This window comes from Sediminitomix flava, assembly GCF_003149185.1.
GTDB classification, from domain to species: domain Bacteria; phylum Bacteroidota; class Bacteroidia; order Cytophagales; family Flammeovirgaceae; genus Sediminitomix; species Sediminitomix flava.
Genome location: NZ_QGDO01000009.1, coordinates 173,984 through 190,416, shown reverse-complemented (window position 1 = coordinate 190,416; position 16,433 = coordinate 173,984). Strand labels below are relative to the sequence as shown.

General features: G+C 36.7%; 13 protein-coding genes and 3 tRNA genes. 4 read left to right on the top strand and 12 right to left on the bottom strand.

What is annotated here, in order from left to right; translation table 11 throughout:
* Nucleotides 1-75 precede the first annotated feature (75 nt).
* Nucleotides 76-1,554, bottom strand: a complete 1,479-nt coding sequence (locus tag BC781_RS23460) for a BatD family protein (RefSeq protein ID WP_109622604.1) — start codon at nt 1,552-1,554, stop codon at nt 76-78.
* Between the two features lie 256 nt (nt 1,555-1,810).
* Here BC781_RS23460 and BC781_RS23455 point away from each other — a divergent pair, with 256 nt between their 5' ends.
* Entirely contained in the window at nt 1,811-1,996 is a 186-nt protein-coding gene (locus tag BC781_RS23455; protein ID WP_109622602.1) for a hypothetical protein, read from the top strand.
* Between the two features lie 65 nt (nt 1,997-2,061).
* Here the strand turns inward: BC781_RS23455 and BC781_RS23450 are convergent, their stop codons facing one another.
* The 5 genes from BC781_RS23450 to BC781_RS23430 form a co-directional block, all read right to left on the bottom strand.
* Nucleotides 2,062-4,116, bottom strand: a complete 2,055-nt coding sequence (locus BC781_RS23450; protein WP_109622600.1) for a S9 family peptidase — start codon at nt 4,114-4,116, stop codon at nt 2,062-2,064.
* 74 nt (nt 4,117-4,190) lie between these two features.
* Nucleotides 4,191-4,844 carry a carboxypeptidase-like regulatory domain-containing protein gene (locus tag BC781_RS23445; RefSeq protein WP_245935654.1) on the bottom strand — a complete coding sequence of 218 codons (654 nt, stop codon included), beginning with the start codon at nt 4,842-4,844 and terminating at the stop codon, nt 4,191-4,193.
* Between the two features lie 195 nt (nt 4,845-5,039).
* Nucleotides 5,040-5,564, bottom strand: a complete 525-nt coding sequence (locus tag BC781_RS23440) for a rod shape-determining protein MreD (RefSeq protein ID WP_109622598.1) — start codon at nt 5,562-5,564, stop codon at nt 5,040-5,042.
* Nucleotides 5,565-5,605: 41 nt separating this feature from the next.
* On the bottom strand, nt 5,606-6,481 hold the full coding sequence (gene mreC, locus BC781_RS23435) for a rod shape-determining protein MreC (RefSeq protein WP_109622596.1): 876 nt from the start codon (nt 6,479-6,481) through the stop codon (nt 5,606-5,608).
* A gap of 170 nt (nt 6,482-6,651) precedes the next feature.
* Nucleotides 6,652-7,677 (bottom strand): rod shape-determining protein, encoded by a 1,026-nt coding sequence (locus BC781_RS23430; protein WP_109622594.1) that lies wholly within the window; start codon nt 7,675-7,677, stop codon nt 6,652-6,654.
* 272 nt (nt 7,678-7,949) lie between these two features.
* Here BC781_RS23430 and BC781_RS23425 point away from each other — a divergent pair, with 272 nt between their 5' ends.
* On the top strand, nt 7,950-8,918 hold the full coding sequence (locus BC781_RS23425; RefSeq protein ID WP_109622592.1) for an N-acetylmuramoyl-L-alanine amidase family protein: 969 nt from the start codon (nt 7,950-7,952) through the stop codon (nt 8,916-8,918).
* A gap of 76 nt (nt 8,919-8,994) precedes the next feature.
* On the opposite strand, the gene sucD is transcribed toward BC781_RS23425, so the two are convergent.
* Nucleotides 8,995-9,882, bottom strand: a complete 888-nt coding sequence (sucD, locus tag BC781_RS23420) for a succinate--CoA ligase subunit alpha (RefSeq protein ID WP_109622590.1) — start codon at nt 9,880-9,882, stop codon at nt 8,995-8,997.
* Nucleotides 9,883-10,239: 357 nt separating this feature from the next.
* On the opposite strand from sucD, the gene yidD reads away from it, so the two are divergent.
* Nucleotides 10,240-10,461: a membrane protein insertion efficiency factor YidD gene (yidD, locus tag BC781_RS23415; RefSeq protein ID WP_109622588.1), complete on the top strand. Its 222-nt coding sequence runs from the start codon at nt 10,240-10,242 to the stop codon at nt 10,459-10,461.
* A 79-nt stretch (nt 10,462-10,540) separates the two neighbouring features.
* Here the strand turns inward: yidD and BC781_RS23410 are convergent, their stop codons facing one another.
* From BC781_RS23410 to BC781_RS23390, 5 genes are all read right to left on the bottom strand, one after another.
* Complete coding sequence (locus BC781_RS23410; RefSeq protein ID WP_109622586.1) at nt 10,541-12,652, bottom strand: peptidylprolyl isomerase; 2,112 nt, start codon at nt 12,650-12,652, stop codon at nt 10,541-10,543.
* A gap of 194 nt (nt 12,653-12,846) precedes the next feature.
* Nucleotides 12,847-12,919, bottom strand: a tRNA-Gly gene (locus tag BC781_RS23405).
* Between the two features lie 12 nt (nt 12,920-12,931).
* A tRNA-Leu gene (locus BC781_RS23400) sits at nt 12,932-13,015 on the bottom strand.
* A 17-nt stretch (nt 13,016-13,032) separates the two neighbouring features.
* Nucleotides 13,033-13,105: transfer RNA gene (locus BC781_RS23395), tRNA-Gly, on the bottom strand.
* A gap of 187 nt (nt 13,106-13,292) precedes the next feature.
* On the bottom strand, nt 13,293-15,002 hold the full coding sequence (locus BC781_RS23390) for an AMP-binding protein (protein ID WP_109622584.1): 1,710 nt from the start codon (nt 15,000-15,002) through the stop codon (nt 13,293-13,295).
* Nucleotides 15,003-15,255: 253 nt separating this feature from the next.
* On the opposite strand from BC781_RS23390, the gene BC781_RS23385 reads away from it, so the two are divergent.
* Complete coding sequence (locus BC781_RS23385; RefSeq protein WP_109622582.1) at nt 15,256-16,227, top strand: hypothetical protein; 972 nt, start codon at nt 15,256-15,258, stop codon at nt 16,225-16,227.
* The last annotated feature ends 206 nt before the right edge of the window (nt 16,228-16,433 follow it).

Here is a 16,433-nt window from a genome sequence, read left to right as displayed (position 1 = left end):
TTATATGTAAAAAACAAAAAAGCTTCTTTAGCTATAAGTGCTAAAGAAGCTTTCTTTTATGTATCAGACAGATACTTACTTTTTGAATTTATCTACTCGTACTTGTTTAAATACTAAGAAGATTGTTCCTCCAAACAACAACAATATACTTCCGTTGATAATGATTCTTATCCAAGGCGAATCTACCGTTGCACTCAATGAATTATTCTCATCATCAATTCTGTCATAGAAGTCTCCAAAGTCTCGATTTGAGATTTCTTGGTTCTTCAAACTTTCTCCTGTTACCTTAAATTCAAAGTCTGAAGTTAGGGTTTCATATTGCTTCGTTCGAGTATTGAAGAATTGCCAACTGATAAAGTCTTTCAACTTATATTCGCCAGGCTCTAAAGGCTCAACATAATATTCATATACCTTAGAACCATAGACCTTACCATTTGCTCTATTTACGTTTTGAACTACTGCAGGAGGATAGAATAGAAAAGCTTCTGTTTCTTTCACTCGTGGTTCAGATATCGCATTGATGTTTCCTTCTCCTTTAATCGTGAAACGGTAAGTAAATCCTTTACCTGTTTCAAGGTTTGTGGTTCCTCCTGTATAATTTTCTTCCAAGCGATAATTACCCACATTTACATCTACAAAAGTAGGATTCTCTGGAAGATCTAATACTTCAATTTTCTTAGGAGATGAATAATACATTTTAAAATCTTCCTTCTTATTCATTCCAAAGAAAGACTTTTGTTTCGCTTCCTTAAACTTGACCATTTTTAGCCCTGCCTTAGGAATATCAATATCTTGATCGTTGAAAGGATAGAATGTCGACTCATAGATTTTGAACTGACGATAATGCTTATCTCCAATCTTTACATATTCAGCATTAATTGTCTCTATCGTATGATTTTCTTCCCAACAGTTTGCTGGTTTTATATCTTTCAAGATTTTATTCAACTGCTCTGGTAGTTGATAAAACTCCAAGTCTGCTCGGTTGGATGTGGCTACGTAGAAAGATACATCCATGGTAAAACCTTCTCCTTTAAATACCTTTCTCTTATCGGTATTTATGGCAAAAAAGGCATCATCTTTTACCTCAATAAATTCTTGAGGCTGACGATTCTGTCTGTATCCACTATTTCCACCCCAAAAAGCTGCAAAAGGATCTTGCACTTGACGTTCTACTGGCGGTCCTACTTTAATTGTTGTCCCCGATGTAGAAATGTCTTTGCCATTTACTTTAATCGAGAAACTAGGGACTTTGAATGTACCCTGCTTTGAAGGACTGTAATATTGGATGATACTCTGAGAGGTTGAAACTTTTCCATTGATCACTCGAGTCTCTGAAGAAGAGGATGGTCGTCCTTTTCTGAAACCTTCGATATCTGGAAAACCAGAGTATTCTTTTAATCTATCGTTAGTTATTTTTAATGTAATCTGGAAGTTTTCATTCTCCCCAATTTCAGTTTTTCCGTATTCAATCGAGATCTTTTGAGCTTGGACATTCAGATGTGAAAAGAGTAGAATCCCAAGCATCACTCCCATACTATTTAGTATTCTTTTCATAATCTTATACTGAGATTGTTGGCATTATTTATGACTGTTATATCTGACAGAATGCTTGTTGAGTTTCAGTGCTCATTTGAACTGTGAACTTGCATTTAAACCAAATATTTCTTAATATAATTACGTCAATCACGAATAAATGTAACCGCAACACTAATTAGTCGTATCTTTATTATGACCTGAATTAAAAGTACGCACATTAGCCTATAATCAGCATTCTTTAACACAGATTAACACCCTAAAATTTTTATTTAAAATGCTAGAATATTCTAAAATGATTCTCGAAAAAGTAGCGTTTGATAAAACACTTTTTGAGAAAGAATTACGAAAAGCGATGACCATACTACCAAAAGACGACAAAGAAGAGCTTAAACGCTGGTGCAAGCAGAACTTCAAAATAACAATCCCATTCAGAGACCCAGCTTCTATGGAAGTTGCATAAAAAATTAAAAAAAAGGAGGCTAGACCAATTATGAGTCTAGCCTCTTTTAGTTTATAAGAACTAACTTATTCTACTATCCCTAACTGAGCTAATACATAAGCAAATTCGAAGGCTACTTCTCTATATCTTTCGAATCTTCCAGATGCTCCTCCATGACCTGCATCCATGTTTGTTTTCAGCAATAGAGTATTGTGGTCAGTTTTCAAATCTCTTAGTTTAGCCACCCATTTTGTTGGCTCCCAATATTGTACTTGAGAATCGTGCAAACCTGAAGTCACCAACATACTCGGGTAACTTTTCGCCTCTACTTGATCATACGGAGAATATGAAAGCATATAATCATAACTCTCTTTCTCATTCGGATTTCCCCACTCATCGTACTCACCTGTAGTTAGGGGAATAGAAGTATCAAGCATTGTCGTGATCACATCTACAAAAGGAACTTCCGAAACAACTACTTTGAATAAATCTGGACGTAAGTTCACTACAGCCCCCATAAGCAAACCACCTGCACTGCCGCCATTTACTACGAGTTTTTCGGTAGAAGTAAACTTAGCTGCAATCAAAGCTTCTGCACTTGCTATGAAATCCGTAAAGGTATTTTTCTTGTGCATCATTTTGCCATCTTCATACCATTTACGCCCCATTTCTTCCCCACCTCTAACGTGAGCTATTGCAAAAACAAAACCTCTATCTAAAAGAGATAACCTAACAGAACTAAAATACGGATCATATGAATATCCATACGCACCATAAGCTGTCAAGTAAACCGGATTATTTCCATCTTTCTCTAATCCATTTTTATAGACTAATGAAATCGGAATTTTAGCTCCGTCTTCTGCTTCTGCATAAATACGTTCGGCAGTATACGCACCTGCATCAAAATCACCTAAAACCTCTTGTTGTTTAAGTAAGGTTTTCTCTTTTGTATTCATATCAAAATCAAATACAGAAGCTGGTGTAGTTAATGAATTATATTGATATCTGAGTATATCGGTATTGAAGTCAGGGTTAAGTGAAGTACCTGCTGTATAAGTTGGTTCACCAAAATCAAGGTAATATTCGCCACTACCATCCCATTTTATGATTCTGATCTGAGCTAGACCTTCTTTTCTTTCCTCAACTACCAAATAGTTTTTGAAGATATCTAGGCCTTCCAACAAAACATCTTCACGATGTCCTATTACTTCTTTCCATGCACTTTTCGCTGTATTTTCCTCATCGGTCACCATCAATCTGAAATTCTGAGCTTTCCAGTTGGTCACGATGTAAAAACTATTCTCGTAATGAGCTATGCTATATTCATGTTTTGCTTCTCTCGGAAGAAAAATACGAGGCTCTTGCTCTGGCTGATCTGCAGGAATCAATTGTGATTCTGTAGATAAAGTAGAATATGAACCAAGTACTATAAATTTTTTAGATTTTGTTCGGTGTACATATACTGTAAAAGTCTCGTCTTTTTCTTCATAGACTAATACATCCTCTTCCACTGCCTCTCCAAGCTTATGTCTTAGTACTTGAAAAGCTCTTAAGGTCTCTTCATCTTGACGAGTATAGAATAAGGTCTTATTATCGTTTGCCCAAGTGATATCACCTGTCACATTTTCGATAGTATCAGTATACTGTTCTCCTGTTTCTAGGTTTACAAAATAGATGGTATAAATACGTCTCCCTTTTGTATCTGCAGCAAAAGCCAGAATATCATTTTCAGAGCTGATACTCATTCCTCCTACGGTATAAAAGCTGTGTCCTTTAGCTTTTTCGTTTACATTCAGAATGACTTGTTCTTCTACCTCTAATGATCCTTTCTTTCTACAATAGATTGGGTATTCTTGTCCTTCTTCGTATCGTGTATAATAGTAATAACCATTCAATAAATAAGGAACAGACATATCCTTCTCTTGAATTCTGCCCTTGATCTCAGCAAATAATTTATCTTCCAAGCTTTTGAAAGGAGCCATCACTTCTGCTGTATAAGAATTTTCAGCTTCCAAGTACGCTAAGACCTCTTTATCTTCTCGCTCTCTCATCCAATAATACGGGTCAACTCGTTTGTGACCATGGATTTCCAGTACCTTCTCCTCTTTTTTCGCAACTGGAGCTTGAATCAAATTTTTCATTCTGTTATTCTATTTTATACGAAAAAAAGCGTTTGAGAACGGCTATTCTCTAACGCTTTCTGATTTTCAAATTCTTAATTCCACCTTTTCTTTTTCAGGTCTCCATTTTGAACAGATTTTATAAATCGTGCCCATGCAAATGGATCAGTGAAGGAAAAGGATGGTGCAAACATTCGTGCAGTTTGCATGGCTTGCTGTTGTTTTAAAAAGGTATTGAAGTTATCGTTGTAATCATCCTCAATCACTTTAGCCATATAAGTGATTTTCTCTTGATTTACATTTTCCTTCATATTTGTTATCCTCGGATCTTCTTCTTGATCAAGAGCTAAAAAAGCTTCTCTGAACAATTCCTTTGTTGGATATGGATAAATCTCAATCTGAGGTAATGTTTTCACATCTTCCTGAAGCTTTACGACTACAGTCCAAGCAGGGTTTCGAGTATCGGGAACTGCCATTTTCACTTTCTTAAAACCTACGGCCGAAAACGAAATAGAATCTCCAGGAAATACATCTGCTGAAAATAAACCTGCCTGATTAGAAACTGTTCCTTTTCCTGCATTTTCAACTACAATATGCACTCCAGGAACCCCAAAAAGACTATCACCTTCAACTACAACTCCTGAGAGTTTAATCATATGCTGTTCTCCTTGTGCTTTACTTTCAGATACAGTAAAAACACCAACAACTATCATTGAAAATAAAAGGAAGAATTTCTTGATATTTTTCATATTGGAGACTTTCAGAATCGTTTTTATTTACTCCAAAGTGGGATTTATCAAATAATCATTTACGATTATTGACAATTTGATTTCATTCCACTAAGCTTCTCAATTACAGTTTAAAAAAGGATTGGATTCAAATTTTTAACAGACTTTTACCAAACGATTCCTTCTAATCTCTTTATCTCTTAATGTATCCTAAACTTACAGCCTTCTTTTCTGTACCGGATATAAGATCATTTGAATACAAAGAAGTATGAGTGCTGTAAATACAGTTGACAATACGGCTTGTAATAAAGTCCTTCCGATTAGTGCCCAGTTACTTGCTTCTATCATTAGGAAGGTAAAATGATGCAAGAAAATGAGAGGTAATGTAAGTGACAAAAAACCGCCATTGCCCAATAACAACACACTCGGTATGTCATTAGCATCGTACTTATCTCCCCCCCCGAAATTTTTTAGATAATAGTTACGTGCAAAGGCCATAAAAACACAGGCGGCTGCATGTATTCCTAAGGTATCGTAGAAAATATCTACAGTGATTCCCAGAATAAAAGCCAATACCATACTTCCTATTCCATTTTGTCCGAAAGGCAAAAGGAGTATGAAGGCTATATACGGGAAGCAAAAAGCCAACCCAAACAATTGTGTATTTCTGAAAAAAAGAAGTTGGATTAAAATGTAACCAAAAAATCCTACGATTATACTTACTATATTCTTATTTCTCATGCTCCCAAAGTCAATCCCTATGCTTTCAATACTTTATTCTGTTATTCATCAATGGCATTCAAACTTTCTAATGAATCCTTTTCAGCTCTGAATAGGGCATTGATTATATATACATATGAAAGTTGGTCAAAGTCTACTGCCAAGTCAATTTCTACATTCACAAAAGATTCCTCCATTTTATACTCCGTCTTACTAACTGTTCCAATCATAATTCCTTGTGGATAAACAGTGTTGTAACCTGAAGTAATGACTGTATCTCCTTCACTTAATTCGATGTGCATCGGGAGATAATGAAGACTTGCTTTCGCAGGATTATTGGTATCCCACTTTACAGTACAGAGTGATTTATCTTTTAATAATTCAGCAGAAATGTTCATTCGAGAATGAAGTACCGAATAACAAGTAGCAAAATGATCGGATACATTTTTCACCTGTCCAACAATACCACCAGAGGTGATAATCCCCATTCCTTCTTCTACTCCATCCAATCGTCCTTTATCAATAGTGATGTAGTTATTATTTCTACGAATCGAATTATTGATTACTTCAGCCTCTTGAAATGCAAACTTTAGGTCTGTATCTGCTGTATCTTTTGTGACTAATGTGTCTGAAAAACTCAAATTCAAAAGCGCTAAGCTATCCTCTGGGTCGACAACAAGGGTGTCCAAAGCCAACAGACGTTCTCTGAGCAAAGCATTCTCCTCTCTCAACTCTTCATTTATTCTGCTCAAATCCAAATACCTTGTCACATTGGTTGTGACTTGAAATAAGTTTCCTGCAACTGCACTTGACGATGAAAAAAATGTTGCTCTCTGATAACTATTATTTGAGACTATTAAGATACCTGCTACTATTTCTAATACAACAAATACCAAAAAGACTCTAATTCGATATATAAAATCAAATAATTCCTGCATTCTCTATCCGCTTTAGCTCGCTAATCCCTGCTTGCTTTCTCATTTCTATGTGCAAGCTTTCAAATATATAAAAGAAATCCGCTATGCTACTACAGCAAAGCGGACTTCCTTTCATGTATTTTTTATGGCTTCAATATTTTGGTCTATTCTAACGCTACTAAATCTGAAATTTAGTTCATCAATACTCCCTTGAATTCATTGAATTGCTCTAGTGCCTTACCCGTACCCAATACGACCGCTTTCAAAGGATCATCTGCAATATGTACTGGTAATTTTGTTTTCATAGAGATTCTTTTATCCAATCCTCTCAATAAAGCACCGCCTCCTGTAAGGTGAATTCCTCTCTCATAAATATCTGCTGAAAGCTCAGGTGGGGCTGTCTCTAAGGCTTTCAATATAGCTTCTTCAATCTTAGCAATCGATTTATCTATAGCAAAAGCAATTTCTGTGTACGATACTTTGATCACTTTAGGAATACCGGTCATAAGGTCTCTTCCTCTTACCTCAAAGTCTTCTGGCGGATTTTCTAACTCTGTAATGGCCGATCCAATTTCGATCTTGATTTTCTCAGCAGTACGTTCTCCAATCAAAAGGTTGTGCTGTCTTCTCATATAATCAAGAATGTCTCGATTGAAGATATCACCTGCAATACGAACTGACTGGTCACAAACAATACCTGATAAGGCAATCACAGCAATCTCAGTAGTTCCTCCCCCAATATCTACAACCATAGAACCTACTGGCTGATCAATATCCAAGCCTATACCGATCGCTGCTGCAATTGGCTCTTGAATCATGAATACTTCACGAGCACCTGCATGTTCAGCTGAATCTCGTACAGCTCTTTTCTCCACCTCTGTAATCCCAGAAGGAATACAAATAATCATTCTGTGTTGAGGTGTGAAAAACCATTTATCACTTCCGATTAACTTGATAAGACCTCTTATCATTTGTTCTGCCGCATGGAAATCCGCAATTACACCATCTTTCAACGGGCGAATTGTTCGAATATGCTCATGCGTTTTTTCATGCATTTGCATTGCTTGCCGTCCTAGAGCAATTACTTTTCCATTTGAACGGTTCAATGCAATAATAGAAGGTTCATCTACGACTACCTTACCATTATTTAGGATCAAGGTGTTTGCTGTACCGAGATCGATTGCGAGATTAGAGGATAAAAAATCAAAGAAGCCCATGAATGTTACTATATTGAATGACCTGCAATTAAATAAATCGTATTCCAGATTATATATTTGCATACCTTTCTAAGGTACGAAATATTTTATACTTATAAATAGTATGAATATACACTCTGATTTGAAAAGGGAGATAAATCTATTTTTTCTGAGAATTATTTAACAATAGATTTAATTTTTTTTCATTTAAAGCGTTCTATTTTTGTGCCAAATTTCATTAAAATAATCCAATAAAGGATAAAAGTTTTTTTAGACTCGAAATCAGCCAAGAGATGAGTTCTCGATCGTTTATATTCTTATATTTTAATTTATTGTTATTTTTCACTCATTCAGCTTTAGCTCAAAAGAGTGATCCTTCGGTAGTTGTAAAGAAAGCCCCCTTTCCTGTAACTATCGTAATTGATCCTGGACACGGTGGAAAAGATCCGGGAAAACCCAGAGGAAGTGCGTCTAAAAAACATGAAAAAGACCTCAATTTAGATATTGCTTATCGCCTAGGAGGTTACCTCTCTGAAAGGGTGAAAAACGTAAAAATCCTATATACACGAATGACCGATAAATACGTGTCTTTGGATGAACGTGTAAAGATTGCTAATGAGAACAATGCTGATCTCTTCATCAGTATCCATTGTAACTCTTCAAATAATCGTTCAAATTACGGTACCCAAACACATATTCAGAGTCATGGATTTAATGAAAGCCGTAAGCTAGCTGATCTAGTTGAAAAACAGTTCAGAGACCGAGCTGGACGAAAAAGTTGGGGGGTAAAAGATAAAGCCGATCGTAGACACAACCTTCAAGTACTTCAGTACACTAATATGCCTGCTATATTGGTAGAAGCAGGATTTATGTCTAACCGAAAGGAAGAAGCATTTCTAAATTCTGGAGAAGGTCAAAGCTTAATTGCTTCAGCGATATTTAGAGGGGTAAGAACTTATATTTTAGAGCATTACAAACCCTCTAAAAAAGGACAGCAAAAGTTTCCTTATTACAAAGTACAAATCATGTCTTCCATCAAATATGTTGATCCGAACTCTAGTAAATTTAAGTCTGTAAATAGACGAATTGATGTATTTAAAACCGATACTTCTAATAAATATAAGTATCAGTATATGGTAGGAAGAGAGTACAGTAAAGCAGATGCGAATAGATTGGTACAGGAAATGAAAAGAAAAGGTTATAAAGATGCATTCATCGTCACCTTCTCTAAAACAACTCCTGTATATCGAAGCTCGAAATAACAAATTATAAACGATAAAAAAGGCGATACTCTTGAAATAAAGAGTATCGCCTTTTTATTTATTTTGTACTATGTTATTAAGCTTTTGCCAACTCGTTCAAAGCTTTAACCATAGTTTCTCCGATATCTGCTGGAGATTGTACTACGTGAATGCCACACTCACCCATGATTCTCATTTTAGCTTCAGCTGTATCGTCAGCTCCACCAATGATAGCACCAGCGTGTCCCATTCTCTTACCTTTAGGAGCAGTTTGACCTGCGATAAATCCAACAACTGGTTTAGGATTTCCTTGAGATTGAATCCATCTTGCAGCGTCAGCTTCTAGGTTACCACCAATCTCACCGATCATCACGATAGCATCAGTTTCATCGTCATTCATCAACAACTCAACAGCTTCTTTCGTAGTTGTACCAATGATTGGGTCTCCACCAATACCAATTGCTGTAGAAACACCAAAACCTGCTTTCACAATTTGGTCTGCAGCTTCATAAGTAAGAGTTCCTGATTTTGATACGATACCTACTCTACCTTTCTTAAAGATAAAACCAGGCATGATACCTACTTTAGCTTCTTCTGGAGTGATAACACCTGGACAGTTTGGTCCGATCATACGAACATCTTTACCTACCAAGTATTCTTTCACTTTCACCATATCAGCTACAGGAATACCTTCTGTAATAGTTATAATAACTTTGATACCCGCTTCAGCAGCTTCCATAATAGCATCTGCTGCGAATGCTGGCGGTACAAAAATAATTGATACGTTTGCCTCAGTAGCTTCTACTGCATCTGAAACTGTATTGAATACTGGTCGATCTAAATGAAGTTGTCCTCCTTTTCCTGGAGTTACTCCACCTACTACATTTGTTCCGTACTCGATCATTTGAGACGCGTGAAACGTTCCCTCTGACCCTGTAAAACCTTGGACTATGACCTTGGAATCTTTATTTACAAGAACACTCATCTGTTGTCGCTTTTGATTATTAGCATTTGTTTAAAATCGCATTGGCAATTTAATAGGAATTTACAGATTTACTAATACGGTTATGTAATTTTTTTAAACAAAAATATACCACATTAGAGTCAAATCTTTCTAAAATCAAGCATTTAAGATATTCGTCAAAGCAAATACACCTAATTTTAATGACTTTAAATCATTCTATTAATCTAATACCTTTAAATACTTCCAACTCACTTCAGAGTAAAAATATATCTCAAGTCTAAGCCTTTTTCATTTCATAATCACCTTAATTATGAAACTTTACATTCAAGAATTAGTATTTTTAAGGTATATAAAAACAAAAAATACGCACGCGAAAAGATGAAATCATTTACTGAGAAGACATTAATTTTTCTTGTTCGGTTCTATCAACAAGGAATATCACCCTACACCCCTGCCTCTTGCAGATACTCACCTACTTGCTCTCAGTATATGATTGAAGCAATAAAAAAACATGGCCCCGTAAAAGGGCTTAAGCTTGGTTTAAAAAGAATTGGAAAATGCCATCCTTGGGGAGGAAGTGGATATGACCCTGTTCCTTAATTTCAATTTTTCATGATATAAAAAAACGGGATGCTCTCTAAAGAGAACATCCCGTTTATATTTTCAAGCGATATATCTATTAATAGAATTTCGCTCTGTTGTCTTTTACTTCACTCAAGTCAGTGATTGCTCTACCAATTTTGTAAGTAGTAGAGTTGTTCTGACGTTGGTTGATTTGTCCTTTGTAGATTGAATAATCTGCAGTTTCCAATGCGTTAGTGATATTCTCTACGTTTACAACTACAACACCATTATCATCAATGATAGGAGCAGACTCATCGCCAGCTTTCATTGTGAATACAGTACCGATAGTCTTAGGAGCAAATCCGATACCTGAAATAGAGCTTGCACCAAATGCTAAGTCTGCAGCAGAACCTGTTTTAGCACCTTTACCGTAAGCGGCAGCCATAGCACCAAGGTTGTCTGCAGAAGTTTCTTTCAACTTCTTAGCGATATACTCACCTTTCTTAGCTTTTAATACTTCTCTTTTCACTTGGTCTTTTACTGACTCGAAAGACTCATAACCTTCGTCTTTTGATCCGATCAAGTTAACTACTACATAGTTATCATTCAATTGGAACTCGTCAGATACGTCACCATTGTTTGTATCCTCATCAAATGCCCAACGGATCAATGGTCTTACCTCATCACCGTAGATGTTGTTGATGTTTCTAGCGTCAGCTCTCAAATCGATAGCTTGTTGGATGAATAACGAATCAGCTTTAGCATTTTCTTCGAAATCTCCTTTGTCTTTGCTTGATGCCGCAAAACGACCAGCTTTAGTGAATGCTTCGTTGATTGTACGCTCAGAAGGATTCAATGGTCTTTCAACTACTCCAAGAACTACTTTCTTGTCAGTTGCAGTTTCAGTAACATCAATGATGTGGTATCCGAACTCAGTTTCTACCAATCTTGGAAGAAGACCTGTTTTCTTCGCTTTAAATACAGCATCATTGAATGGCTTAACCATAGCTCCTTCAGAGAACCAGTTCAAGTCACCACCTTTTGCTTTTGTACCGTCTTGTCCGTGCTTTCTTGCCATTTGAGCAAAGTCAGCACCACCTTTGATTTCATTCAAGATACCTTGAGCCTCTTTCTTAGCAGCTGCTTTGTCATCACCTGCTTTGATCAAGATATGGCTAGCACGAGCAGAAAGAACTGTATCTTTCTCTACGTCCATAACTTTATAAAGTCTGTAAGCATTTGCAGCAAAGAATGGACCTGCTACTTCACCTTTCTCAAGTTTGTTGATATCCAAAGTTGAAGGAACACCAGTTGCGTTTACACTCATGAATGGAGCTGCAGCTTCTGTATTTGATTGTACAAAAACTGAATCGTCTACTGCTTCTGCAAATGGTTGTTTCAACCCATTTACTTCTCTTTCCAAAGCAGCTTTATCATCTGCTGAAGGTGCAATTGAGAAACTTACAAACTGGATAGATCTTGTTTCGTCTCTTTTGAAGTCTTCTTTGTGGCTGTTGTAGTAGTCTTTCAACTCACCGTTTGAAACTTCTACTAAAGAATCAGCTACACTGTAGAAAGGCACATACAAGTAAGCAACATCTGCTTTTGTATTTTGCTTTTCGTATTCTTTCTTACCTTCTAGATCAGTTGCGTAGTTTGAAGTAGAAAGTAAGTTTTCATATTTCTGTCTTACACGAAGCCCTGGAAGTTGTTGCTCAAAGTTCATGAACTCAACATATGCAGGAGAGTTAGCACCTTGTTGCTTCAAAGCTCCTAAATATTGGATTACTCTTTCCTTTGAGAAGTTTCCAAGAGAATCTAAAAAGATTGGAGATTGCTTCAAGTATGGGTGGATATTATTCCCCTTGATCATATCTTCCAATTCTTCAGGCGTTACTTTCAAGCCTAGCTTGTCATACTCTGCATCGTACGCATACTTTTCGATGAAAGCATTCCAAGCACGGTCTCTTAGGATTTGCATTTCTCTAGCAGCAGGATATTGCCCTAGCTGATTGCTGTACAATGCACGTTGTCTCTCTAATTCAGTTTCGAACTCTTGACGGTCAATTTCCATCCCGTTGATTTCTCCAACGATTTGCTTGTTCGACCCTAATAATCTTGAATTGCCTGAGAGCAGATCTCCGCCCACAACAAAACCGATAAGACCAATTGCGATTGCTCCTACGGCCAAACCTGATTTCTCTCGTATTTTACTAATGATTGCCATAGTATACCTATTATCTTCTGTCTCTTGATAATTTCAATTTTCAGCTAAAAAAAAGTGGTTTTCTAATAGTTCGCTTTCTCCGTCGCTGCTTTACACAAAACTCAAAAATAAGAGAAAGCCCTTGTATAGCCAAGAAATGGAAATATAAAAAAGAATAAAAAAAGGGATTCGATGTCTATCGAATCCCTTTTTAGAGCGAGAAACGGGACTCGAACCCGCGACCCCAACCTTGGCAAGGTTGTGCTCTACCAACTGAGCTATTCTCGCTTTCCAAAATAGTACCAGGAGCGGGAATCGAACCCGCACGGCCTTGCGGCCACAAGATTTTAAGTCTTGCGTGTCTACCAGTTCCACCATCCCGGCGCCTAAGATAGGCATTGAGCGAGAAACGGGACTCGAACCCGCGACCCCAACCTTGGCAAGGTTGTGCTCTACCAACTGAGCTATTCTCGCTTAATTTTCCGTTCTTTCGAACTGCGTTTCCGTTGAAAGCGATGCAAAGGTACGACCAATTTCCGAACGTGCAAACTTTGCATCAAAAAAAACTACTATTTTCACATTTATTAAAACTTCAAAAAGAGCCCTCAGGGCATCAAAAACCGCATAAAAGACTCTTTTTCAAGTTTATATATTGCAAAAATTATTTTTCTCCTTTTTTCATTATTTTTTCATATTTCTGCAATTCTTCCATGCGCAAATCCTTACGAAGTACCTTCCCAACATTGGATTTTGGTAGTTCAGTACGGAACTCAACGTACTTTGGAATCTTGTAGGCTGTTAGATTTTGCTTACAGAATTTCTTCACAATTTCATCTGTGAGGTGTTCATCTTTTTTTACCACAAAGGCTTTCACAGCTTCCATTGACTTTTCATGTGGCACTCCAATCACTGCTACTTCGGCTACTCCTTCATGCATCATCAATACATCTTCGATCTCGTTTGGGTAAACATTGAAACCAGAAACATTGATCATATCCTTTTTTCGATCTACAATGTAGAAGTAACCATCTTCATCCATGTAGCCAACATCACCAGTTCTAAACCAGTTTCCTTCAAAGAAAGCTTCTGCGGTTTCTTTTTCTCTTTGCCAATAGCCCGAAGTTACTTGAGTACCTCTCACACAGATTTCACCGACATCTCCTTGAGGTAAATCGTTTCCTTCCTCATCCTTTACAACAACCTCTACACTCGGGAATGGCATCCCGATAGAACCTTCTTTAATTTTGCCTGCATAGGGCTGACAAGTCACTACAGGAGAGGTTTCGGTAAGTCCATAGCCTTCTAAAAGTGGCTTACCAGTCAACTTTTGCCATCTTTGAGACACTGAGGTATTTACAGCCATACCACCCGCAATCACGAGTTTAAGGTTAGAAAAATCTAAGTCTGCAAATTTCCCTTGATTTAGCAAAGCATTGAAGAGTGTGTTTACTCCAGTAATTACTGTAAATGGTTGCTTTTTGAGTTCTTTTATGAAACCTTTCATGTCTCTTGGGTTTGTAATCAAAACGATTTTCGCACCCAATTTTGTACTACACATTAAACCATTTACGGTAAGTGAAAAGACATGATAAAGAGGTAGAGGTGTTATCACAACTTCTTTTCCTTCCTCCAAATGATTCATCCAAGCTTGACACTGCTCTACATTGGTAATGATATTTTTATGAGAAAGAACAGCACCTTTGGCTACCCCTGTTGTACCACCTGTATATTGAAGAAAAGCATGATCGTCTGGTTGAATATCTACTGGAGTCAGTAACATGTCTTTTCCTTCCTTCAAAATTTTATTGAAGCTTGTACTTCCCTTTATCGAATAGGAAGGAACCATATTTTTCAGATACTTCACCGCCAAGTTGACAACTGTACCTTTCAACAAGCCTAACATATCTCCGATATCGGTGATGATGACATGCTCAATGCTTGTGTTCGTCTTGAGAACTTGCTCAACTTTACTTGCGAAGTTTGAAACAACTACCACAGCCTTCACTTCTGCATCTGAAAACTGATGCTCCATTTCACGAGTTGTATACAATGGATTTGTATTGACAACGGTAAGTCCTGCCTTTAAAGCGCCAAACAAAGCCACTGGATATTGAAGAATGTTTGGCATTTGAATAGCAATACGATCACCTTTCTCCAATCCTAAATGTTGCATGTAAGCCGCAAAAGCTTTTGAATATTCATCCAATTGCTGATAAGTGATGCTTTTCCCCATACACTCAAAAGCGGGAAGTTGGGCAAACTTGAGTACACTTATCTCTAGCAGTTCTACGATCGACTTGTATTTATCTGGGTCAATTTCTGAGGAAACTCCCTCTAAGTAATTGTTTATCCAAGGTTTATCTGTACTCATATCCTGTATCTAAAAAATCCGAATTGAATTTATTTTTCCTCTCACACATGAACGTTTCTGTTCATTTTATCCGAAAGGAGGTGAATATAGTAGAGTTTATGTTTAGCATTTATCTTCAGTATTTGCACTTCTTTGCATATTAACAAATGTTATATCGCGGCTCGAAATTCCAAACATTTGAATAGTCTCCTAACTTTATAGGTAAAACAGTATTTTATATACTGATCTTCCTAAACTAAAAACACTTGGAGTTATGCTAACAGATCATTGGGTGATCACGCAACTTATTGGGGGTAGTTGCTCTGTTATTTTATTGGTTTTTGCCAGCTTTCAGTCTATTGGTTTCATTCGGAATTGGAATGCCTCAAAATATGATGAGCAACAGCTTCAGATGGAACGCAAGACTTATCTTTTAGCATCCATTCTTCAGGCTACCTTAGTTTTTCAGATTCTACTTTTATTAATTTTTCTTTTTACCGTCAATATTCACCTTCCTCAGATCATAAAGGGTGCAATGTGTGCTGCTGGTACTTTAGCTCTCAATTCATATGGCTACCCATTACTATTCTTGAAAATGGGAGGAGTGTTTGTGTATTTCAGCTTTTTGGTATTGAATGCTATTGACGATAAAGCACCTGACTATCCGCTAACTCCTAAAAAATATTGGTTGGTTTTTCCTTCTATGCTTATCGCACTTACTGACCTTGTTTTCACTGTACTATATTATGTAGAGATTTCACCAGATATTATAACAACCTGTTGTAGTCTATCATTTAGTAGTGCCAAACAAGATGCTTTTTTCCAAAATGCAGTATCCAACTTTTCTTCTACACAACTCATTGGTTTGCATATTGGCTCATACCTCTTACTCGCCATTTGTTTCTTTTGGAGAAAAAGTAAGCTGACACTGCTGATGAGCCTAGCATTTACTCTGAGTTCTTATTTTGCAATTAAATATCATTACATCAAATTTATATATGGCCTTCCTTCTCACCTCTGTTTATTTGATGCCTTCAATGGACAATATTATTATGTAGGAATTTGGATTAGCATCGGACTTTATGGTTTGATATGCCTTAATTTTTATGATGTACTCCGTAAAACACTAAACCTTACAGAATCTTCAAACAGACGCTTTCAAGTTTCACTATTTACTTTCTTCTCAATTTTAGCGGTAGGAATTCCAATTTCATATTTATTATTCTCTGGCTATACATTCTCCTGAGTAATAAACATTTGCCAAAATATTGTAAGGAATTATTCTAAAACAACTGTAGTTTTATTTAGTACGCCCTAATTCAAATTTCTTAGGAATTAGCTTAAAGATTATTAGGAGGTTAGACCCTAGTTTAGCTAGCGAAAAATATATCTTTGTTTGAGTTTAGATTTCTGCACAAGGAAGACTCACCCATAATCTACCAACTATCATAA